The organism is Pseudomonas sp. R4-39-08 (assembly GCF_003852275.1).
GTDB lineage: Bacteria > Pseudomonadota > Gammaproteobacteria > Pseudomonadales > Pseudomonadaceae > Aquipseudomonas.
Window position 1 is genome coordinate 4,076,284 of record NZ_CP027733.1, and the last position, 21,768, is coordinate 4,098,051.

General features: G+C 62.1%; 23 protein-coding genes. All 23 read right to left on the minus strand.

Translation table 11 applies throughout. The annotated features are described in order from the left end of the window. Window positions 1–23: 23 nt before the first annotated feature. Window positions 24–2,231 carry a chemotaxis protein CheA gene (locus tag C4J88_RS18750; RefSeq protein ID WP_124407814.1) on the minus strand — a complete coding sequence of 736 codons (2,208 nt, stop codon included), beginning with the start codon at window positions 2,229–2,231 and terminating at the stop codon, window positions 24–26. A gap of 11 nt (window positions 2,232–2,242) precedes the next feature. Beyond that, window positions 2,243–3,031 (minus strand): protein phosphatase CheZ, encoded by a 789-nt coding sequence (locus C4J88_RS18755; protein ID WP_124363766.1) that lies wholly within the window; start codon window positions 3,029–3,031, stop codon window positions 2,243–2,245. An 18-nt stretch (window positions 3,032–3,049) separates the two neighbouring features. After that, a complete protein-coding gene (locus tag C4J88_RS18760; RefSeq protein WP_005790040.1) occupies window positions 3,050–3,424 on the minus strand; it encodes a chemotaxis response regulator CheY in 375 nt (124 codons plus the stop codon). 167 nt (window positions 3,425–3,591) lie between these two features. Then, complete coding sequence (gene fliA, locus C4J88_RS18765; protein WP_124359259.1) at window positions 3,592–4,332, minus strand: RNA polymerase sigma factor FliA; 741 nt, start codon at window positions 4,330–4,332, stop codon at window positions 3,592–3,594. Beyond that, a complete protein-coding gene (fleN, locus tag C4J88_RS18770; protein ID WP_003192912.1) occupies window positions 4,329–5,162 on the minus strand; it encodes a flagellar synthesis regulator FleN in 834 nt (277 codons plus the stop codon). The genes fliA and fleN overlap by 4 nt, the downstream gene beginning before the upstream one ends. A gap of 105 nt (window positions 5,163–5,267) precedes the next feature. After that, entirely contained in the window at window positions 5,268–6,584 is a 1,317-nt protein-coding gene (gene flhF, locus C4J88_RS18775) for a flagellar biosynthesis protein FlhF (RefSeq protein WP_124363767.1), read from the minus strand. 12 nt (window positions 6,585–6,596) lie between these two features. After that, complete coding sequence (flhA, locus tag C4J88_RS18780; RefSeq protein ID WP_124365188.1) at window positions 6,597–8,711, minus strand: flagellar biosynthesis protein FlhA; 2,115 nt, start codon at window positions 8,709–8,711, stop codon at window positions 6,597–6,599. Window positions 8,712–8,965: 254 nt separating this feature from the next. After that, on the minus strand, window positions 8,966–9,178 hold the full coding sequence (locus tag C4J88_RS18785) for a hypothetical protein (RefSeq protein WP_256659142.1): 213 nt from the start codon (window positions 9,176–9,178) through the stop codon (window positions 8,966–8,968). Window positions 9,179–9,711: 533 nt separating this feature from the next. Next, entirely contained in the window at window positions 9,712–10,848 is a 1,137-nt protein-coding gene (gene flhB, locus C4J88_RS18795) for a flagellar biosynthesis protein FlhB (RefSeq protein ID WP_124363769.1), read from the minus strand. 3 nt (window positions 10,849–10,851) lie between these two features. Then, window positions 10,852–11,637 (minus strand): flagellar biosynthetic protein FliR, encoded by a 786-nt coding sequence (fliR, locus tag C4J88_RS18800; protein WP_124367840.1) that lies wholly within the window; start codon window positions 11,635–11,637, stop codon window positions 10,852–10,854. A 4-nt stretch (window positions 11,638–11,641) separates the two neighbouring features. After that, window positions 11,642–11,911: a flagellar biosynthesis protein FliQ gene (gene fliQ, locus C4J88_RS18805; RefSeq protein ID WP_057721355.1), complete on the minus strand. Its 270-nt coding sequence runs from the start codon at window positions 11,909–11,911 to the stop codon at window positions 11,642–11,644. Window positions 11,912–11,915: 4 nt separating this feature from the next. Beyond that, on the minus strand, window positions 11,916–12,659 hold the full coding sequence (fliP, locus tag C4J88_RS18810; RefSeq protein WP_124363771.1) for a flagellar type III secretion system pore protein FliP: 744 nt from the start codon (window positions 12,657–12,659) through the stop codon (window positions 11,916–11,918). After that, the gene (gene fliO, locus C4J88_RS18815; protein ID WP_124367841.1) at window positions 12,659–13,093 is read right to left on the minus strand and encodes a flagellar biosynthetic protein FliO; all 435 of its coding nucleotides are present in this window, start codon (window positions 13,091–13,093) and stop codon (window positions 12,659–12,661) included. Before fliO ends, fliP begins: the two co-directional genes overlap by 1 nt. Window position 13,094: 1 nt before the next feature. Further along, a complete protein-coding gene (gene fliN, locus C4J88_RS18820; RefSeq protein WP_053257298.1) occupies window positions 13,095–13,562 on the minus strand; it encodes a flagellar motor switch protein FliN in 468 nt (155 codons plus the stop codon). A gap of 43 nt (window positions 13,563–13,605) precedes the next feature. Further along, window positions 13,606–14,574, minus strand: a complete 969-nt coding sequence (gene fliM, locus C4J88_RS18825; protein ID WP_124363773.1) for a flagellar motor switch protein FliM — start codon at window positions 14,572–14,574, stop codon at window positions 13,606–13,608. Between the two features lie 9 nt (window positions 14,575–14,583). Beyond that, on the minus strand, window positions 14,584–15,084 hold the full coding sequence (gene fliL, locus C4J88_RS18830) for a flagellar basal body-associated protein FliL (RefSeq protein ID WP_124363774.1): 501 nt from the start codon (window positions 15,082–15,084) through the stop codon (window positions 14,584–14,586). 234 nt (window positions 15,085–15,318) lie between these two features. Next, complete coding sequence (locus tag C4J88_RS18835) at window positions 15,319–16,602, minus strand: flagellar hook-length control protein FliK (RefSeq protein WP_124407816.1); 1,284 nt, start codon at window positions 16,600–16,602, stop codon at window positions 15,319–15,321. Window positions 16,603–16,706: 104 nt separating this feature from the next. Beyond that, window positions 16,707–17,051: an Hpt domain-containing protein gene (locus tag C4J88_RS18840; protein WP_124407817.1), complete on the minus strand. Its 345-nt coding sequence runs from the start codon at window positions 17,049–17,051 to the stop codon at window positions 16,707–16,709. 30 nt (window positions 17,052–17,081) lie between these two features. Beyond that, the gene (locus tag C4J88_RS18845; RefSeq protein ID WP_124407818.1) at window positions 17,082–18,800 is read right to left on the minus strand and encodes a fused response regulator/phosphatase; all 1,719 of its coding nucleotides are present in this window, start codon (window positions 18,798–18,800) and stop codon (window positions 17,082–17,084) included. Then, window positions 18,797–19,102: an STAS domain-containing protein gene (locus C4J88_RS18850; RefSeq protein ID WP_124367845.1), complete on the minus strand. Its 306-nt coding sequence runs from the start codon at window positions 19,100–19,102 to the stop codon at window positions 18,797–18,799. The genes C4J88_RS18845 and C4J88_RS18850 overlap by 4 nt, the downstream gene beginning before the upstream one ends. A 95-nt stretch (window positions 19,103–19,197) precedes the next feature. Beyond that, complete coding sequence (gene fliJ, locus C4J88_RS18855) at window positions 19,198–19,647, minus strand: flagellar export protein FliJ (protein WP_124363779.1); 450 nt, start codon at window positions 19,645–19,647, stop codon at window positions 19,198–19,200. A 3-nt stretch (window positions 19,648–19,650) separates the two neighbouring features. After that, entirely contained in the window at window positions 19,651–21,009 is a 1,359-nt protein-coding gene (gene fliI, locus C4J88_RS18860) for a flagellar protein export ATPase FliI (protein WP_124407819.1), read from the minus strand. Beyond that, complete coding sequence (fliH, locus tag C4J88_RS18865) at window positions 20,999–21,763, minus strand: flagellar assembly protein FliH (RefSeq protein ID WP_124407820.1); 765 nt, start codon at window positions 21,761–21,763, stop codon at window positions 20,999–21,001. Before fliH ends, fliI begins: the two co-directional genes overlap by 11 nt. Between the last annotated feature and the right edge of the window lie 5 nt (window positions 21,764–21,768).

A 21,768-nucleotide genomic window follows, 5' to 3' on the forward strand; every position in this document is an offset into this window, starting at 1 on the left:
GCTACCGCCCTGCCCCGCCAGAATCAAATACGCCGTGCGGCGTAACGCTTGAGCATGCTCGGAACATCGAGAATCAACGCGATGCGGCCGTCACCGGTGATGGTCGCGCCGGACATGCCCGGGGTCCCCTGCAGCATTTTGCCCAACGGCTTGATGACCACTTCTTCCTGGCCCACCAGTTGGTCGACCACAAAGCCGATGCGCTGGGTGCCCACCGACAGAATCACCACATGGCCTTCGCGCTGCTCTTCATGCTTGGCCGATGCCACCAGCCAGCGCTTGAGGTAGAACAGCGGCAGGGCCTTGTCACGCACGATCACCACTTCCTGGCCGTCCACCACGTTGGTGCGCGACAGGTCGAGGTGGAAGATCTCGTTGACGTTGACCAGCGGGAAGGCGAAGGCCTGGTTGCCCAGCATCACCATCAGGGTTGGCATGATCGCCAGGGTCAACGGCACCTTGATGACGATCTTCGAGCCCTGGCCCTTGGTCGAGTAGATATTGATCGAGCCGTTGAGCTGGCTGATCTTGGTCTTCACCACGTCCATGCCGACGCCACGGCCAGACACGTCGGAGATCTCGGTCTTGGTCGAGAAGCCGGGGGCGAAGATCAGGTTGTAGCACTCGGTGTCGGTGAGGCGATCGGCGGCGTCCTTGTCCATCACGCCGCGCTTGACCGCGATATTGCGCAGAATCGCCGGGTCCATGCCTTTGCCGTCATCGGTGATCGACAGCAGGATATGGTCGCCCTCTTGTTCCGCCGCCAGGATCACCTTGCCGCCCCGCGATTTGCCCGAGGCTTCGCGTTCTTCCGGGGTTTCCACGCCGTGGTCGACGGCGTTGCGCACCAAGTGGACCAGCGGGTCGGCCAGGGCCTCGACGAGGTTCTTGTCGAGGTCGGTTTCTTCGCCCACCAGTTCCAGGTTGATTTCTTTCTTGAGCTGGCGCGCCAGGTCGCGCACCAGGCGCGGGAAACGGCCGAAGACTTTCTTGATCGGCTGCATCCGCGTTTTCATCACGGCGGTTTGCAGGTCGGCGGTGACCACATCGAGGTTCGACACGGCCTTCTGCATGGCTTCATCGCCACTGTTCAGGCCCAGGCGCACCAGGCGGTTACGCACCAGCACCAGCTCGCCGACCATGTTCATGATGTCGTCCAGGCGCGCAGTGTCTACGCGCACCGTGGTTTCGGCTTCAGTGGCAGGTTTATCGGCAACCGGCGCAGCGGCAGGACGCGCCGGAGCTGGCGCGGCAGCCGGTGCAGGCGCTGGCTTGGCGGCCGGCGCTGCGGCTTTGGCGGCGGCAACCGGTGCGGCTGTAGCGACCGCTGCGGCGGCGGCCGGAGCCGGGGCCACTTCGGTGAACTTGCCTTTGCCGTGCAACTCGTCCAGCAAGGCTTCGAACTCGTTATCAGAAATCAGCCCGTCACCGGCAGGTGCTGCGCTGGCCGCCGGAGCGACGGCGGCAGTGGCAGCGACCTGCGGCAAGGCTTCGGCGACGAACGTGCCTTTGCCGTGCAGTTGGTCGAGCAGCGCCTCGAATTCGTCGTCGGTAATATCGGTACTGGCGTTGGTCGCCGGTGCCGCTGGCGCAGCCGCCGGTGCCACGGCGTCGGCCGCGAACTGGCCTTTGCCATGCAACTGGTCGAGCAGGGATTCAAATTCTGCGTCGGTAATGTCTTCGCTGGTCGGCGTGGCAATCGGCGCCGTTGCAGCCGGTGCTTCAGCCTCGGCCTTGACCGCATTGAGCGAGTCGAGCAGTTGCTCGAACTCGCTGTCGGTCACATCCGCCTCGGCTTCCACCACTGGCTCAGGCACGGCTTGCACAGCCGGTGCTTGCGCAGCCGGTTCGGCCAGGCGCGCCAGGGCAGCCAGCAGTTCCGGCGTGGCGGCGGTGACCGGTGCACGTTCACGCACCTGGCTGAACATGGCGTTGACCGCATCCAGTGCTTCGAGAATCACGTCCATTAATTCCGAGTCAACCTGACGCTCACCCTTGCGCAGGATGTCGAACACGTTCTCGGCGATGTGACAGCACTCCACCAGCTCATGGAGCTGGAGGAAGCCGGCGCCCCCTTTTACAGTGTGAAAACCGCGAAAAATTGCATTGAGCAGGTTCGCATCATCCGGACGGCTTTCCAGCTCGACCAGTTGTTCGGACAGTTGCTCTAAAATTTCGCCGGCCTCTACAAGGAAATCCTGAAGGATTTCTTCATCGGCGCCGAAGCTCATGTGGGTGCTCCTTAGAAGCCTAAACTGGACAGCAAATCGTCTACGTCATCTTGACCGGATACGACGTCTTCACGTTTATCGGCATGAATCTGCGGACCTTCACCCTTGGCGAGGTGTTTTTGTGGATCTTTTTCCGAGAGGATCGCTTCGCGGTCATGTTCGATGCCGGCAAAACGGTCGACCTGGCCGGCCATCAGCACCAGCTTGAGCAGGTTGCTTTCCACTTCGGTGACCAGTTGGGTCACACGCTTGATCACTTGACCGGTGAGGTCCTGGTAATCCTGGGCGAGCAGAATGTCGTTGAGGTTGCCGGCCACCGTGCGGTTTTCCTGCTCGCTGCGCGACAGAAAACCGTCGACCCGACGCGCCAGTTCACGGAACTCTTCAGCCCCCACTTCGCGGCGCATGAAGCGGCCCCAGTCAACGCTCAAGGCCTGGGCTTCACTGGCCATGCCGTTGACCAGAGGCGTGGCGTTTTCCACCAGGTCCATGGTGCGGTTGGCCGCAGCCTCGGTCAGCCTGACCACATAGGACAGGCGTTCGGTGGCATCGGTGATCTGGGAAATTTCTTCGGCCTGGGGCATGCGCGGGTCAATCTGGAAATTGACGATCGCACTGTGCAGCTCACGCGTGAGCTTGCCCACTTCCTGGTACAGGCCGCGGTCACGGGTCTGGTTAAGCTCATGGATCAACTGCACCGCATCGCCGAACTGGCCCTTTTCAAGGCATTCGACCAACTGGTGAGCATGTTTTTTCAGGGTCGACTCAAAATCGCCCTGTGACGTTTCGTTATGGTCCATAGCTCCCCCGTGGCAGCATCAATGGCCGATGCGTTCGAAGATTTTTTCGATCTTCTCTTTCAAGGCCAGGGCAGTGAATGGCTTGACCACATAGCCGTTTACCCCGGCTTGGGCGGCTTCGATGATCTGTTCACGCTTGGCTTCGGCGGTCACCATCAACACCGGCAGGCTGCGCAGTTTTTCATCGGCGCGCACATGGCGCAGCAAGTCGATACCGGTCATGCCGGGCATGTTCCAGTCGGTTACCAGAAAGTCGATGCTCCCGCTGTTGAGGATCGGAATCGCCGTAATGCCGTCATCCGCCTCGACCGTGTTAGTGAACCCAAGGTCACGCAACAGGTTTTTTATGATCCGCCGCATCGTTGAGAAGTCATCAACGATGAGGATTTTCATGTTCTTGTCCAATTCGACCTCCAAGCAGTCTTAAACGCGCCCAGCACCTGGACGCGCCACTTCAATCAACAGGCGTTACACAAAAAGGACTGCCCAGGGCACCACGGAGCGAACCCGCGAAGGCCGAAACCTTCGCGGTAGCGTCTGCAGTGTCCCCACACTGCCTGTCAGCGCGCGCGCCACTCTCCCAACCGCCCCCGCAAGCGGGCCGCGCACTGGCTATGCAACTGGCTGACACGCGATTCGCTGACCCCCAGGACCTCACCGATTTCCTTGAGGTTCAGCTCCTCGTCGTAGTACAGCGCCAACACCAGGCGCTCGCGCTCCGGCAAATTGGCAATGGCCTCCGCCAGCGCTCCCTGGAAACGTTCATCTTCCAGATCGCGCGACGGTTCCATATGCGCGCTCGCGCCGTCCTCGTGCAGCCCTTCGTGTTCGCCGTCCTGCAACAGGTCGTCGAAACTGAACAGGCGGCTGCCCAAGGTATCGTTCAAAATCCCGTAATAATCGTCGAGACTCAATTGGAGTTCGGCCGCAACTTCATGATCTTTAGCGTCACGACCGGTTTTTGCTTCAATTGCACGAATTGCGTCACTGACCATGCGCGTATTGCGGTGTACCGAACGCGGCGCCCAATCCCCTTTACGCACTTCATCGAGCATCGCGCCACGGATACGGATACCCGCATACGTCTCGAAACTCGCGCCCTTGCTTGCGTCGTATTTGGTCGACACTTCGAGCAGGCCGATCATCCCGGCCTGGATCAGGTCTTCCACCTGCACGCTGGCGGGCAGGCGCGCCAGCAGGTGATAGGCAATGCGCTTGACCAGCGGCGCATAGCGCTCGATCAACTCGCCCTGGCTGTCACGGGCCGACTTTTTGTAAAGGTTGTAGCCGCTGGATGTCATAGCACAGGCCCTGCGCTCGTCTGATGCACCAATCGCTCGACAAAAAACTCCAGATGCCCCCGAGGGTTGGCAGGCAACGGCCAGGTATCGACCTTCTGGGCTATCGCCTTGAACGCCAGTGCGCACTTGGAACGAGGGAACGCTTCGTAGACCGCACGCTGCTTTTGCACGGCCTTGCGCACACACTCGTCATAGGGAACTGCACCGACGTATTGTAAGGCGACATCGAGGAAACGATCCGTGACCTTGGTCAACTTGGCGAACAGGTTGCGCCCTTCCTGCGGACTCTGGGCCATGTTGGCCAGCACGCGGAAGCGGTTCATGCCGTAGTCACGGTTAAGCAGTTTGATCAGGGCGTAGGCGTCGGTGATCGAAGTGGGTTCGTCGCAGACCACCAGCAGCACTTCTTGCGCGGCGCGTACGAAGCTGACCACCGACTCGCCGATCCCGGCGGCGGTGTCGATTACCAGCACGTCGAGGTTGTCGCCGATATCGCTGAAGGCCTGGATCAGGCCGGCATGCTGCGCCGGGCTCAGGTGCACCATGCTCTGGGTGCCCGAGGCGGCCGGCACGATGCGGATACCACCGGGACCCTGGAGCAGCACATCGCGCAGCTCACAGCGGCCTTCGATCACATCGGCGAGCGTGTGTTTGGGTGTCAGCCCCAGCAGAACGTCCACGTTCGCCAGGCCCAGATCAGCATCCAGCAGCATGACGCGACGGCCAAGCTCTGCCAGGGCCAGGGACAAATTCACTGACACGTTAGTTTTGCCGACGCCACCTTTGCCGCCGGTCACCGCGATCACCTGTACGGGATGCATGCTGCCCATTTTATTTCTTTACCTTGTCTTGCTTAGACGCAGGCTACATGGCTTGGTCGCGTGTATCGCTTGCAGACCATCGATGTAGGTACATTTCACGGTGTTCATCCTGCCTTATCCCACCCGCTTTGCCGGGTTGTGATAAAGGTCGGCGAACATGTCGGCCATCGCTTCCTCGCTAGGCTCGTCTTGCATTTGCACACTGACAGCACGGCTGACCAACTGATGACGGCGCGGCAGATGCAAATCATCCGGGATCCGCGGCCCGTCGGTCAGATAGGCGACCGGTAATTCATGACTGATCGCCAGGCTCAGCACTTCGCCGAGGCTGGCGGTTTCATCCAGTTTGGTCAGGATGCAACCGGCCAGGCCGCAGCGTTTGTAGCTGTGATAGGCAGCGGTAAGAACCTGTTTCTGGCTGGTGGTTGCAAGCACCAGGTAATTTTTCGACTTGATGCCGCGTCCGGCCAGGCTTTCAAGCTGCATGCGCAGGGCCGGGTCGCTGGCTTGCAGGCCGGCGGTATCGATCAACACCACGCGCTTGCGCAGCAGCGGGTCGAGGGCATTGGCCAGGGACTGGCCCGGGTCGACGTGGGTCACCGGCACATTGAGGATACGGCCCAGGGTCTTGAGCTGTTCCTGGGCGCCGATGCGGTAGCTGTCCATGCTCACCAGCGCGATATTCGACGCGCCGTACTTGAGCACATAACGCGCGGCCAGCTTGGCCAGGGTGGTGGTCTTGCCCATGCCGGCGGGGCCGACCATGGCGATCACACCGCCTTCTTCCAGGGGTTCGATTTCCGGGGTGGCGATCATCCGCGCCAGGTGCGCCAGCAGCATGCGCCAGGCTTGGCGCGGCTCTTCGACTTCGGCGGTCAGCGCCAGCAGGTCGCGGGACAACGGCCCGGACAGGCCGATGCGCTGCAGCCGGCGCCACAGGTTGGCTTGTTGCGGCTTGCTGCCTTGCAGTTGGCTCCAGGCCAGCGAGCCCAGTTGCACTTCAAGCAGCTCGCGCAGGCCGTTGAGTTCAAAGCGCATCGAATCGAACACACGCTGGTCGACTGCGGCGGCCGGGGCTGGCGCTGCAGGACGTGGCGGTTCGACAAACGTAGGTTCCACCAGCGGCTCGGCGGCGGTCAGTGGCAGGCCGGCGAACAATTGGCGGTTGGTGGTGGCGTCGCTGTCACCGCGCATGCTCAGTTCGGCCTGGGCCGAGACGATGCGCGAAGCGGTCTTGCGCAGCTCGTCTTCGAGCTCCATGTTCGGCACACGCGGAGCCAGGGCCTGAGGCGTGTAATCCAGGGCAGCCGTCAGCTCGACACCGCCAGCGATACGACGGTTACCGATAATCGCGGCATCGGCGCCCAGCTCATCGCGGACCAACTTCATGGCCTGACGCATATCGGCGGCGAAAAAACGCTTTACTTGCATAACCCACTACCCTCAGCCGTTGGGCCCTACTGTCGCGACGATAGTCACTTGCTTATTGTCAGGAATTTCCTGGTAAGCCAACACGTGCAAATTCGGTACTGCCAGGCGCCCGAAGCGCGACAACATCGCGCGGACCGGACCGGCCACCAGCAGAATCACCGGCTGGCCCTGCATCTCCTGGCGCTGCGCGGCTTCGATCAACGAACGCTGCAGCTTTTCAGCCATGCTTGGCTCCAGCAGAACGCCCTCTTCCTGGCCTTGCCCTGCCTTCTGAATACTATTGAGCAATATCTGTTCCAACCTTGGCTCCAAGGTGATAACAGGCAGCTCAGACTCAACGCCTACAATGCTTTGCACGATGGCGCGGGACAAACCGACCCGTACCGCCGCCACCAGAGCGGCAGTATCTTGACTCTTGGCGGCATTGTTGGCGATGGCCTCGGCGATGCTGCGAATATCGCGCACGGGCACCTGTTCGGCGAGCAAGGCTTGCAACACCTTGAGCAACTGCGACAACGACAGCACGCCCGGCACCAGCTCTTCGGCCAGTTTTGGCGAGGCTTTGGCCAGCAAACCCATCAATTGCTGGACTTCCTCGTGGCCGATCAGCTCGTGGGAGTGTTTGTAGAGAATCTGGTTGAGGTGGGTAGCGACCACGGTACTGGCGTCCACCACGGTATAACCGAGGGACTGCGCCTGGCTGCGCTGGCTGACTTCGATCCACACCGCTTCCAGGCCGAAAGCCGGATCTTTGGCGGTGATGCCGTTGAGCGAACCGAACACTTGCCCTGGGTTGATCGCAAGTTCGCGGTCCGGGTAGATCTCGGCTTCGGCCAGGATCACGCCCATCAAGGTCAGGCGGTAGGCGCTGGGGGCCAGGTCGAGGTTGTCGCGGATATGCACGGTGGGCATCAAAAAGCCCAGGTCCTGGGACAGCTTCTTGCGCACACCCTTGATCCGCGCCAGCAGTTGGCCGCCCTGGTTGCGGTCCACCAACGGGATCAGGCGGTAACCGACTTCCAGGCCGATCATGTCGATCGGGGTCACGTCGTCCCAGCCCAGTTCCTTGGTTTCCTGGGCGCGGGCCGGGGATGGCAGCAATTCCTGCTGGCGGGCAACTTCCTGCAGGGCCTGAACCTTGACCGCATTCTGTTTCTTCCAGAACAGGTAGGCCGCGCCGCCGGCCATGGCCGCCATGCTCAGGAACGAAACGTGGGGCATGCCCGGCACGATGCCCATGACGGCCATGATACCGGCGGCCACGGCCAGCGCCTTGGGCGAAGCGAACATCTGCCGGCTGATCTGCTTGCCCATGTCTTCGGAGCCCGAAGCACGGGTCACCATGATCGCAGCAGCTGTGGATAACAACAGTGATGGCAATTGCGCCACTAAACCGTCACCGATGGTCAGCAAGGCGTAGACCTTGCCCGCATCGCCGAAGGTCATGCCGTGCTGGAAAATGCCCACGGCCATGCCGCCGATCAGGTTGATGAACAGAATCAGCAGGCCGGCGATGGCGTCACCGCGCACAAACTTACTGGCGCCGTCCATGGAGCCGTAGAACTCGGCTTCCTGGGCCACTTCCAGGCGACGGCTCTTGGCCTGGTTCTGGTCGATAAGGCCGGCATTGAGGTCGGCGTCGATAGCCATCTGCTTACCGGGCATCGCATCCAGGGTAAACCGCGCGCTCACCTCGGAAATCCGCCCGGCGCCCTTGGTGACCACCACGAAGTTGATGATCATCAGGATCGCGAACACCACGATACCGACCACGTAGTTACCGCCGATCACCACCTCACCGAAGGCCTGGATCACCTTACCGGCGGCGGCGTGACCGTCCTGGCCGTGGAGCATCACCACGCGGGTGGACGCCACGTTCAGCGCCAGGCGCAGCAGGGTCGCCACCAGCAGGATGGTCGGGAACACCGCGAAATCCAGCGGCCGCAGGGCGTACACACACACCAGCAGCACCACCACCGACAGGGCGATGTTGAAGGTGAAAAACACGTCGAGCAGGAACGGCGGCATCGGCAACATCATCATTGCCAGCATCACCAGCAACAACAACGGCACGCCCAGGTTGCCCCGCGACAGGTCAGTCAGGGTGCCACGGGCCGTGCTGAGCATTTGAGAGCGATCTACCACCGGTCTTCCTCGTGTCCTTGAAGCAAAGTTTTGACGCTGGGGGGCGTCCTGCAGGCGGTATTGCAAGAAGCCTTCCAACTTTGCTTTTGGGCCCGGGATGACCTTGGAAGCGACGCAGCCTAGCGGGTGTGACTCAGGTCAAAGGTGGGAGCAAGCCCCCTCCCACATTTGCACCCGGGGTGGTCTTTAAATAGGCCGTATATTCGAGGCCTGAACACTTGCCGTTCTCCACACACTTATGGACCCGTCCCGGTACCGTTGCGCGCACTGACGGGGAGCGCATAAACGCCCTGGGGTTTATGGATCATTTGAAACGTTAACTTCTTACCAATCGACAGTGCAGCCCCCCGCCAATCGCTCCAATCGATAAAGACGCAGTCATGCCCGTCATCCAGCGCAATCAGCCACTTGCCCCTGGCCAGCTCACGTTTGACTGTACCCGTCGTCACTTTCAATACCGTTCTCCCTGCATCTCGTTTACAGCCTGCGCGCAGTGCCTGGTGCAATAGAACCGCGAGACGCTGGCGCTGGCTACTGTCAAAGTTGACAGGTAGACGCAAACGACCATGGGTGCTAGCGAGGGGCTTTCGGTGTTTTTTTCCGCTTGCGGGGCTTTCGCAAGGTGGGTGCGGCTGGCGGGACTTCACCGCACTTGGCATCTGTCGACTGCACGGCAACCGCGTTGCCATCACGATCCCGGGCAATAAAACCAATGCCCTTGACCGCATCGAACCACTTGACCGTAGTCCTATCCATCACCGCCTCCCGAGCCGCGCATGGCTGCGCAGCTCATCGCTGTATCAAACAGTGAAGGCGGCGCATTGGCTACTGTCAAAGTTGACAGGTAATGGGCACCCTCCTGTAGGAGCGAGTTTGCTCGCGAAGGTGGGTAACGATAACGCGCAAATCAGGATGAACGCGGCGACTCGGAGTTTTTCGCGAGCAAGCTCGCTCCTACAGAGGCAGACATAAAAGCGCGTTTTCAGGAGTCGCGACGCAAATCCGGCGGGATCGGCAGGTCCTTGAGCGGATCGGGCCGCTTGCCCTTGCCCGCCCGGTACTGGCGGATCTGGTAGACGTAGGCCAATACCTGCGCCACGGCCAGGTACAGCCCGGCGGGGATTTCCTGATCGAGGTCGGTGGAATAGAAGATCGACCGCGCCAGCGCCGGTGATTCCAGCAGCAAGATGTCGTTGGCCACAGCGATTTCACGAATCTTGAGCGCGGTAAAGTCGCTGCCCTTGGCCAGCAACATCGGCGCGCCGCCCTTCTCCGGGTCGTACTTGAGGGCGACGGCGTAGTGGGTCGGGTTGGTGATGATCACATCGGCGTCGGGCACCGAGGCCATCATCTTGCGCTGGGACATCTCCCGCTGCAGTTGGCGGATGCGTTGCTTGACCTCCGGGCGCCCTTCCTGGTCCTTGTGTTCGTCGCGCACTTCCTGCTTGGTCATCAGCAGTTTCTTGTGGCTTTCCCACAGCTGGATCGGCGCGTCCACCGCCGCGATTATGATCAGCCCGGCAGACATCCACAACGCGCTCCAACCCACCACTTGCAGGCTGTGGATGATCGCCGACTCCAGCGGTTCATGGGCGATGCGCAGCAAGTCGTCGATGTCGGACGACAACACCGACAACGCCACGAACAGAATCAGGATGAATTTGGCCAAGGCCTTGAGCAGCTCCACCAGGGCCTTGGTGGAAAACATGCGCTTGAGCCCGGCCGCCGGGTTCATGCGGCTGAACTTGGGCGCCATGCTGCTGGCGGCAAACAGCCAGCCGCCGAGGGCGACCGGGCCGATCAGCGCGGCGAGCAGCAAGGTGATCAGGATCGGTTGCACCGCCAGCAGCGCGATTTTGCCCGAATGCAGCAGGTAGAGCCCCATGGAATCCGGGTTGAGCAACACCTCGCGGGGCAAGGTGAAGTTGTGCTTCATCAGCTCCAGCAAGTCCAGCGCCAGGCCACCGCCGTAGATCAGCAAGGCGCCGGCACCGGCCATCATGGTCGCAACGGTATTGAGCTCTTTGGAGCGTGCGATCTCGCCCTTTTCCCTGGAGTCCTTTTTACGTTTCTCCGTGGGGTCTTCTGTCTTGTCCTGACCACTCTCGCTCTCGGCCATGGCTCAGCGCGCCCGTGCCAGGTCACGTAAGAACTGCAAGGCGTCGGTCGCCAGCGGTTGATACTGATTGAGAATGTCAGCCAGGCCGACCCAGAAAATCCCCATGCCCAACACCAGGGTCAAGGGAAAACCAATCGAGAAGATGTTCAGCTGCGGCGCCGCGCGGGTCATCACGCCAAACGCGATGTTGACCACCAGCAACGCTGTGATCGCCGGCAACACCAGCAGCAACGACGCGCCCAGCACCCAGCCGAGGCGCCCCACCAGTTCCCAGAAGTGGTTGACCACCAGCCCCGAGCCCACCGGCAAGGTGGTGAAGCTTTCGGTCATGACCTCGAACGCCACCAGATGGCCGTTCATGGCCAGGAACAGCAAGGTCACCAGCATGGTCAGAAATTGCCCGATCACCGCCGCCGACACACCGTTGGTGGGGTCGACCATGGACGCGAAGCCCATGCCCATCTGCACCGAGATGATTTGCCCGGCGACCACAAACGCCTGGAAGAACAGGCTCAGGGAAAAGCCCAGCATGGCGCCGATCAGGATCTGTTCGGCGATCAGCATCAATGCGCTGAGGTCGAGAGCGTTGACCGGCGGCATCGGCGGCAAGCCGGGCACGATCACCACGGTGATCGCCACCGCGAAATACAGGCGCACACGCCGTGGTACCAGGGTGGTGCCGAACACCGGCATGGCCATCAACATGGCCGTGACGCGAAACAGCGGCAGGATGAACGAGGCCACCCAGGTGCTGATCTGGGTGTCGGTCAAGGCCAGTAACGATTGCATCGGCTCAGCCGATCAACTGCGGAATACTGCCGTACAGCTGCAGGATGTATTCCATGAAGGTTTGCACCAGCCACGGCCCGGCGACGATCAGGGTGATCAGCATCACCAGCAGGCGCGGCAGGAAGCTCAGGGTCTGTTCGTTGATCTGGGTGGCGGCCTGGAACATCGCCACCAGCAGACCGACCAGCAGGCTCGGCACCACCAGCACGGCGACCATCAGGGTGGTCAGCCACAGCGCTTCGCGAAACAGGTCGACGGCAACTTCTGGGGTCATCGCGCTATACCCCTCCGAAACTGCCGGCCAGGGTGCCGATAATCAGCGCCCAGCCGTCCACCAGCACAAACAGCATGATCTTGAACGGCAACGAAATGATCAGCGGCGAGAGCATCATCATCCCCATCGCCATCAGCACGCTCGCCACCACCAGGTCGATGATCAGGAACGGGATGAAAATCATGAAGCCGATCTGGAACGCGGTCTTCAATTCCGAGGTGACGAAGGCCGGCACCAGGATGGTCAGCGGGGCCTGGTCCGGCGTGGCGATGTCGGTGCGCTTGGACAGGCGCATGAACAGCTCGAGGTCGCTGGAGCGGGTCTGCGACAGCATGAAGTCCTTGATCGGGCCCTGGGCCTTGTCGATGGCGTCCTGGGCGGTCATTTTCTCCGCCAGGTAGGGCTGCAGGGCTTGCTGGTTCACCTTGTCGAACACCGGCGCCATGATGAACAGCGTCAGGAACAACGCCATGCCGGTGAGGATCTGGTTCGACGGCGTCTGTTGCAGGCCCAGGGCCTGGCGCAGGATCGAGAACACGATGATGATCCGCGTGAAGCTGGTCATCAGCATGACGAACGCCGGGATAAAACTCAGCGCGGTCATGATCAGCAGGATCTGCAGGCTGACCGAGTATTCCTGCGCGCCGGCCGCATTGGTGCCCAGGGTGATCGCCGGGATCGACAACGGGTCGGCGCCCAGGGCCATCGGCGCGGCCAGCAACAGCATGAGCGTCAGGAACACGCGCATTACTTCTTATCCTTCTGATCCTTGCCCAGCAATTCCATCAGGCGCTGGGCGAATTCTGGCGTGGCGGCCTCGGTCTTGGCCGCGTCCACCGGTGTCTTGAGTACGTGCAACGGGGTAATGCGGCCGGGGGTGAGGCCGAGCAAAATCTGCTCCTCGCCGACCTGCACCAGCACCAAACGATCGCGCGGGCCGAGGGCACGCGAGCCGATCAGCTCGATAACCTGGGCGTTGCCCGGGCCGATACGCTGCACGCGGCGCATCAACCAGGCCAGCACGAAAATCAGGCCGACCACCAGCAACAGGCCGAGCATCAGTTGCGTCAACTGCCCGCCGACGCTGCCGACCGCAGGTGCCGCAGCCGCTTGCGCGATCGGCTCAGCCGCCAGGGCGCCCAATGGCAGCGCCAGCAACAGTCCCGCCATGCTGTACTTCATTTCAGCGCAACTTCTTGATGCGTTCGCTCGGGCTGATCACGTCCGTCAGGCGAATGCCGAACTTCTCGTTGACCACCACCACCTCGCCATGAGCGATCAGCGTGCCGTTGACCAGCACGTCCAGCGGCTCGCCGGCCAGGCGGTCAAGCTCGATCACCGAGCCCTGATTGAGCTGCAGCAGGTTGCGGATGTTGATTTCGGTGCTGCCCACTTCCATGGAAATCGACACCGGAATGTCCAGGATCACGTCCAGGTTAGGGCCGTCGAGGGTCACCGGGTCGTTGTTTTTCGGCACGCTGCCGAATTCTTCCATCGGCAGGCGTTTGCCGGCCGGCGCGGAGGCAGCGTCGGCGGCCAGCAGCGCATCGATATCGTCCTGGCCGACATCGCCGGTTTCTTCCAGGGCCGCAGCCCACTCGTCAGCCAGGGCCTGGTCTTCGGCGGAAGTGTTTTCGTGTTCGGTAGCCATTACATGTCCTCGGCGCAGCAAACAATCATGAATAGGGGGTGCATCAGCGGCGATTGATCGGCTCAATCACCTGCAACGCCAGGTTGCCCTTGTGGGAACCGAGCTTGACCTTGAACGACGGCACACCGTTGGCGCGCATGATCAGTTCTTCCGGCAGTTCGACGGGGATCACGTCGCCCGGCTGCATGTGCAGAATGTCGCGCAGGCGCAACTGGCGACGGGCCACGGTGGCGCTCAGGGGCACGTCGACGTCGAGCAGGTCTTCGCGCAGGGCCTTGACCCAGCGTTCGTCCTGGTCGTCGAGGTCGGACTGGAAGCCGGCGTCGAGCATTTCGCGCACCGGCTCGATCATCGAGTACGGCATGGTCACGTGCAGGTCGCCGCCACCGCCATCGAGTTCGATGTGGAACGTCGACACCACAATGGCTTCGCTCGGCCCGACGATGTTGGCCATGGCCGGGTTCACTTCCGAGTTGATGTACTCGAAATTGACTTCCATGATCGCCTGCCAGGCTTCCTTCAAGTCAATGAAGGCCTGCTCCAGCACCATGCGCACCACGCGCAGTTCGGTGGGCGTGAATTCACGGCCTTCGATCTTGGCGTGACGGCCGTCGCCACCGAAGAAGTTGTCCACCAGCTTGAACACCAGCTTGGCGTCGAGGATGAACAGCGCGGTGCCGCGCAACGGCTTGATCTTGACCAGGTTGAGGCTGGTGGGAACGTACAGCGAATGCACGTATTCACCGAACTTCATCACCTGCACGCCGCCCACCGCCACGTCCGCCGAACGGCGCAGCATGTTGAACATGCTGATACGGGTGTATCGGGCGAAACGTTCGTTGATCATTTCCAGAGTCGGCATGCGTCCACGGACGATGCGATCCTGGGTGGTCAGGTCGTAACTTTTGACGCTGCCGGGTTCGGCAGCCATTTCGGTCTGTACCAGACCATCGTCGACGCCATGCAACAGCGCGTCGATTTCATCCTGGGACAGCAGGTCTTGCACGGCCATGTCGTGGTCCTACTGCAATACGAAGTTAGTGAAGAGCGCCTGCTCGACCACGACTTTGCCGAGCTCTTTCTGGGCCACTTCCTGCACGCTGGCAGTGACCTTCTGGCGCAGCATTTCCTGGCCGACCGCAGTGGCCAGGCTGTCGAAGCTCTGCCCGGAGAACAGCATCACCAGGTTGTTGCGGATCACCGGCATGTGCACCTTGAGCGCGTCCAGGTCCGCCTGGTTGCGCGCCAGCAAGGTGATGCTCACCTGCAAGTAGCGTTGGCGACCGTTCTGGTTGTAGTTGGCGACAAACGCCGGCAGCATCGGCTCGAAGATTGCCGGTTGCTTGACGTTCGTGGCGGCGTCGGCAGCGGGGGCCGGCTTGCTGGCGCTGCTGTGCATGATGTACCAGGTGCCACCCACCGAGGCGCCAATGGCCAGGAGCAGGCCCAGCACAATCAGCAGGATCAGCTTGAGCTTGCCTTTGCCTGCGGGGGGAGTTGCTGCGTCGTCGCTCTTCGCCATGCCAATAATCCGTCACTATTCTGGGATTCATAGATCTACGGAAAGGCAAGAGCAAGTGTTATGCCAGAGTTGTCTGGCACCAGGGCAACAGGACAACACAGATCAAATGTGGGAGGGGCGGTGCGACGATTCGACTTGCTCCCGATGGCAGTGTGTCAGTCAACAAATTTGTTGCTGATACACCGCAATCGGGAGCAAGCCCCCTCCCACATTTTGAACGGTGTTCGGCTTGGGTCAGGCGTAGTAGTCGACGGCGCTGGAGCCGATCACACTGCTCACCACCGGCGCGACGGCGACCGCCACGTCGACAGAGTCGGCAGCATCGCCAGAACTACTCCGGCCGCTACTCACGCCCCGCGCCTGGCTCTGCTGTTGCGGCTGTTCCTGCCCGCGAGACTGGTCGGACACATTCACGTCCACCTGCCCCATGCCTTGCTGGGCGAACATCTCGCGCAGGCGCCCGGACTGGCTTTCCAGCGCTTCACGGACCACCGCATGGCCGCTCATGAAGCTCACTTGGGCCTGCTGGTCGGGCGTCATGTTGACCTTGATGTCCAGGCGCCCCAGTTCGGCCGGCTGCAGCTGGATTTCGGCCGACTTGAGGTTGGCGCTGGAGAGGTACATCACGCGGTTGACCACTTCTTCGGTCCAGCCGCTCTGGTGCATGGCCAGCGGGGCGTTGGTCACCGGCGGCAAGGCGTTGGCGGTTTTTGGCGTGGCGGCCTGGGTCAGCGCGGCGAGGCGGTTGGCGAAGTCATCCACGCGGGTGTCGCTGCTGGCGTCCTTGAGGTCCTTGAGGCCGTCATCGATCAGCGCGCCGAAGGCTTTGTCGCCGCCCTGGTCAGTGCTGTCCTTGGTGGCCTGTTGATCGACCGTAGTGGCCAGGCCTGCCGCGAAGTTCTGCGCGGCGGTCGGTTGATCCAGGGGCGTGGCTGGCGCAGTTTTCTGTGGCGCCTGGCTGCTGGCCGATACATGACCGCCCTGCTCCATCGCCAAACGTACGGCGGGCATGGCATCCAGGGGGTCGGCTTCGGGGTCGAAGGCCGATGACTTGGCCTGGTCGCTCACGGCAACGGGGGCGGCGGCGGCCGGCTGGGGCTTGTCATCTTCCACGGCCGCCGTCGGCGCTGGCGTTTCCACCGGCACGGCAGCGGGTGTGATCGTGGCGATCAGCGCGGGGTCGACCGGCGGATCGGCCGGCGGCTGTTGCGCCAGGGACGGGTCGGCGGCTGTGTCGGCTGTGTCCTCGTCGACCTTGGCCGGCTTGGCAGGCAAGAGATTGCCGCTATCGGCAACCGCCGGCGTGCTGGCGGCAGATTGATCGCTGGCTGCCGTCGGCGCCGACTTGCCTGGGGCGTCGGCGGTTTTCAAGGCAGGTTTGGCGCCTTGGTTGGCGAACACTTGAGCGAAGCCAGGGCCCTTGTCCCGTGGGTCCGCAGCCGCCGCAGGGGTGGCGGCAGGCGCTTGAGGCTTGGCCGCGGGGGCAGCCTGAAGGAGCGAATTAGGGGCGACTGGCATAGATAAAGGTCTCCACTGCATGGGGGTCGGGGATGCAGTATCCAGAGATAGAGCAAGAGTCGGGCCAAGTCGCCCAGGGCAGCTAAATCGCGGTTTGAAGTGCTTCAGAGACTGAAGCGCTGCCGCTCCGACTCATACAGCGGTCGGACCAAGGCAAACTCATGATCGATCTGATCGACCAGGGCCCCGAGGTCCGCCGTCGTGCCAACGGACTCCACTTCCAGGCGCTGACACAAATGCGCCAGTCGCACCGCCCCAAGGTTGCCGCTGCTGCCCTTGAAGCTATGGGCGATGCGCCCCAGCGCCTTGGCGTCATCACGCGCCTTGCGCAAGGCGGTGACGCGCTCTTCGGAGTCATGAAGGAAGGTCTCCAGCAACCGTGGATACTCGTCCTCCATCACCTCCTGCAAGCCCGACAGCACGTCGGGGTCCAGATGAATCTCAGCCACTTGCTCGCTCCTTGATCAAGAATCGGCGGATTATGCCAGAGCCTCCCAGCAAAACTCCACGCAGACACTGCGCCCGCCATCGGACCAGCGTACCGCGCTGCAAAGTTGACGCACCAGGCTCAAGCCGCGGCCAGACAGACGGTCAGCATCCAGCGGCCGCGTCAGCACCTCGTCAACATCGAAGCCGGGCCCGCTGTCCTCGACACGCAACGTCATCTTGCCGCCCTTTGCAGTCGGGGACACCTGCACATGTATCCGGATATGGCCGCTGTTCAATTGCGCCAGCCGCTCGTTGCGCAGGCGGTAGTACTGCGCAAACCCGTCGGCATCTTGCTTGAGCTGTGAATCCAGCCCCAGTACCCCATGTTCGAGGGCATTGGCATACAACTCGGCCATCACCGTGTAGAGCGCACCGCTCTGCTCACGCAGGCCGTGGACCTCCAACAGTAATTGCAGCAGATACGGCAATGGGTTGTAGCGCCTGAGGGTCTGCGCGCGAAATTCAAAACTCACCGACCAATTCAGCGGGCACGACTGGCCACTGTCGGAATACATAGGTTCCGCCACGCGCAGCGGTTGGCCGGACAGCAAGGTGATTTCCACCATGCTGACGTCGTCCCGTGCCTCACCGCGAAATGCCGCCAGCGCCTGCTCGATATCCTCGAACAAGCGGTCGGGCTCGCGGTTGGCGGCAAACACCTGCTGCAAACGCTCGGCGCCGAACAACTGGTCGTTGGCGTCGGCGGTGTCCAGCACCCCATCGGAGAGCAGGAACACCCGGTCGCCCAGGGCCATGGGCCAGACCTCGGTGCTGTCATCGAATGCCTGGGCCGACAGCACGCCCAACGGCAGATGCCGCGACATCAACGGCGTGCGCTTGCCGGTAGCGACCTCATGCACATAGCCCTCGGGCATGCCGCCGTTCCACACCTCCACCACGCGCCGCTCGGTGCTCAGGCACAACAGTGTGGCGCAGCAGAACATGTCCACCGGCAGGATGCGCTTGAGCTTGGCGTTCATCTCGCGCAGGGTCTGCGTCAGCCCATAGCCCTTGGCGGTCATGCCATAGAACACTTCGGCCAGGGGCATGGCACCGATGGCCGCCGGCAGGCCGTGGCCGGTGAAATCGCCGAGCAACACGTGCATGTCGCCGGACGGCGTATAGGCCGCCAGCAACAGGTCCCCGTTGAACAGTGCATAGGGCGATTGCAGGTAGCGGATATTCGGCGCCGCGTTGATGCAACCCGAATGCGCGACCTTGTCGAACACGGCCTTGGCGGTGCGCTGCTCATGTAACAAGTAATCGTTGTGACGGGCGATCTGGTCACGCTGCCGCAGCACCGTGGCTTGTAGCCGCCGCAGGCGGTCCATGGCATTGATCTTGGCGGCCAGAATCAACTGGTTATAGGGCTTGGGCAGGAAATCGTCGCCGCCGGCGTCCAGACACTCGGCCAGTGCGGCGCTTTCGCGCAGCGAGGTCAGGAAGATAATGGGGACCAACTGCTCGCCCGCCAACTGCTTGATCCAGCGCGCGGCGAGAAAACCATCCATCACCGGCATCATCGCGTCCATCAACACCAACTGCGGGCGCTCGCGCGCAAACACTTCAACGGCTTGCTCGCCATTGGTCGCGGTGAGCACATGGTGACCCTGACGCCGCACGATGGTCGACAACAACAGCAAGTCGGCGGCACTGTCTTCGGCAATCAGGATGGTCAGCGGCTCGGATAAGGGCGCCAGGACTCTCACGAGATATCGAAAAGCTTGTCGAAATTGGAAATGGCGAGGATTTTGCGCACGTCCGTGTTGCTGTTGGTCACGCGCACATCTGAATTATCGCCACCGGCATGGTCCCGCAGCAGCAGAAGCATGCCCAGGGCCGAGCTGTCCATATAAGTGGTTTCTTTCAGGTCCACGACGTACGACTCAGGCACCTTATAGAACCGCTCGTAGGCATCACGAAATGCCTGGTGGCTGCCGAAATCGAATCGGCCCTTGATCGTGATCGTCAACTTCTTCCCATCCAGGGATACATCTGGCTCGATCGACATGTGACTGCTTCCTTGTCATTGGCACTAGACACAAGGTGTAGCAGGCGAATTCGATCTGAGCAACACAGTAGTTCAAATGTGCCCTGTTTCCCTGGTTAGAACTGTTCCTGGCGAGGAAGGCGCTGGGACAGCTCGTCGAGCAGCTTCTGCTCACGCTTATCCTCAAGGGCCCGCGCCTCGTCGAGATAGCGCTGCACCAACTTGCGCAAACCTTCGACGCGGGCGAACGCCGCTTGCCAGCTTTCGCGCGCTTTATCGAGGTTGTTCTGGTGCCAGGCCAGGCTCTGGCGCTGTTGGCCGACGGCGGTTTCCAGTTGGTTGAGAAAGCCCTGGTACCCCATCAGCCATTGACCCGACACGCCCTTGCTGCCGCGCTCGATCCACTGTTGCTGATACTCGAGGCGAAAGCGCTCGAGGTCGCCCAGCTTGCTTTCCGCCAGGCGCACCTGGCCCTGGAAATAGCCCAGGCGCTGCACAGCGGTTTTTTCGGCCTTTTCGGCCATTTCCACCACCGGGGCCAGGCGCGCGGCGCGGCTGTTGGCCATGGCTTAGCCGCCTGGCGCGGGGGCGAAGATGGACTGCAGATGTGCTTCGCTTTCGCCCATGCTGATCTTGTCGTTCAGCCCCTGGCGCAGGTAGGTCACCAATTGCGGTTGCAGCGCAATGGCCAGGTCGGTCTCGCGATCGCCACCGGCCACGTAGGCGCCAACGCTGATCAGGTCGCGGCTCTGCTGATAACGCGACCACAGCTGCTTGAAGTATTGCGCGCGGGCCATGTGCTCCGGCGTCACCACCGCCGGCATCACCCGGCTGATGGACGCCTCGATGTCGATGGCCGGGTAGTGCCCTTCTTCGGCCAGGCGCCTCGACAGCACGATGTGCCCGTCAAGCACGCCCCGCGCCGAGTCGGCAATCGGGTCCTGCTGGTCATCGCCTTCGGACAACACGGTGTAGAACGCGGTGATCGAGCCCCCGCCGGCCTCGGCATTACCGGCCCGCTCCACCAGCTTGGGCAGCTTGGCGAACACTGACGGCGGATAGCCCTTGGTTGCCGGCGGCTCGCCGATGGCCAGGGCGATCTCGCGCTGGGCCTGGGCGAAACGGGTGAGCGAGTCCATCAGCAACAGGACATTCTTGCCCTTGTCGCGAAAATATTCGGCGATGCGCGTGCAATACATGGCGGCGCGCAGGCGCATCAGCGGTGCATCATCCGCCGGCGAGGCGACGACCACCGAACGCTTGAGCCCTTCCTCACCGAGGCTGTGCTCGATGAATTCCTTGACCTCACGGCCACGCTCGCCGATCAGCCCGACCACGATGATGTCGGCCTCGGTAAAGCGCGTCATCATGCCCAGCAACACCGATTTACCCACACCGGTACCGGCGAACAGGCCCAGGCGCTGGCCGCGACCGACCGTCAATAAACCGTTGATACTGCGTATGCCCACGTCCAGCGGCACGCTGATGGGGTTACGGTTGAGCGGGTTGATGGTGGGACCGTCCATCGGCACCCAGTCCTCGGCTTTCATGCCGCCCTTGCCATCCAGCGCGCGACCGGCGCCGTCGAGTACGCGGCCGAGCATGCTCATGCCCATCGGCAGGCGCCCGGTGTCAGCCAGGGGCACTACGCGGGCGCCGGGGGCGATGCCGGCGAGGCTGCCCACCGGCATCAGGAAAATCTTGTTGCCGGAAAAGCCCATCACTTCGGCTTCGACCTGCACCGGGTGGTAGCTGTCGTCGTTGATCACCATGCAGCGGCTGCCCATGGCGGCACGCAAGCCCTCGGCTTCAAGGGTCAGGCCGACCATGCGCAACAGACGCCCTTCAAGGATCGGCTGGCTGGGCAACTCGGTGGCCTCGGCGTAGCTGCCCAGGCGCTTGGCGAAGCTGGTGCGGTCAAGGCGCATCGGTGGCGTCCAGGTCAACGCTCAGATCAGGCTCGGCCGGGTGCAGCACCTGCTCATGCAACTGGTCGAGCAATTTGGTCATGATCTGGCTGATGCGGGTTTCCACCGTGGCATCGATGCGGCTGTGCTCGGTCTCGACGCGGCAGCCACCGGGCTGCAACGCCGCGTCCTCGACGATGCGCCAGGTTTCTTCATGGCGCTCGCGCAAGGCTTTGACCTGCTCGAAATCCTGCGGGTTGATGTACAGCCGCACATTGCCGACACCCAGGGGCAGCAGCTTGAGAGCCTCGCGCATCACGCTTTCGATCTGGCTGGAATCCAGCACCAGTTCACGCTGGATCACTTGCCGCGCGATGTGCTGCACCAGGCCGACCATGGATTTTTCCAGCTGCGCGTCCTGTTCGGCGATGGGGTCGAACAGGTTGCCCATCAAGCGCTCCAGGCTGGCCAATTGGCCACTGAGGGCTTCTTCGGCTTCCTGGCGAACCTTGAGGGTAGTGCTGCGAAAGCCGTCTTTTTCACCGGCCGCGAAGCCTTCGTTGTAAGCCTCCTGGCGGATGGCTTCCAACTCTTCAAGGGTCAGCGGCTGGACTTCTTCCAGCGGCACTTCTTCCATCTGTGCCGGCGGTTCCTCCACCGGTTCCGGCTCAGGCTCCGGCACGTGGGGGTCGAAGCTGGGCAACGACCAGATGTCGAACCCGCCGACATCCCGCGCGCGAATCAGGTCGCTGGGCGTCTCATCTTTGTTCGACATGCAGG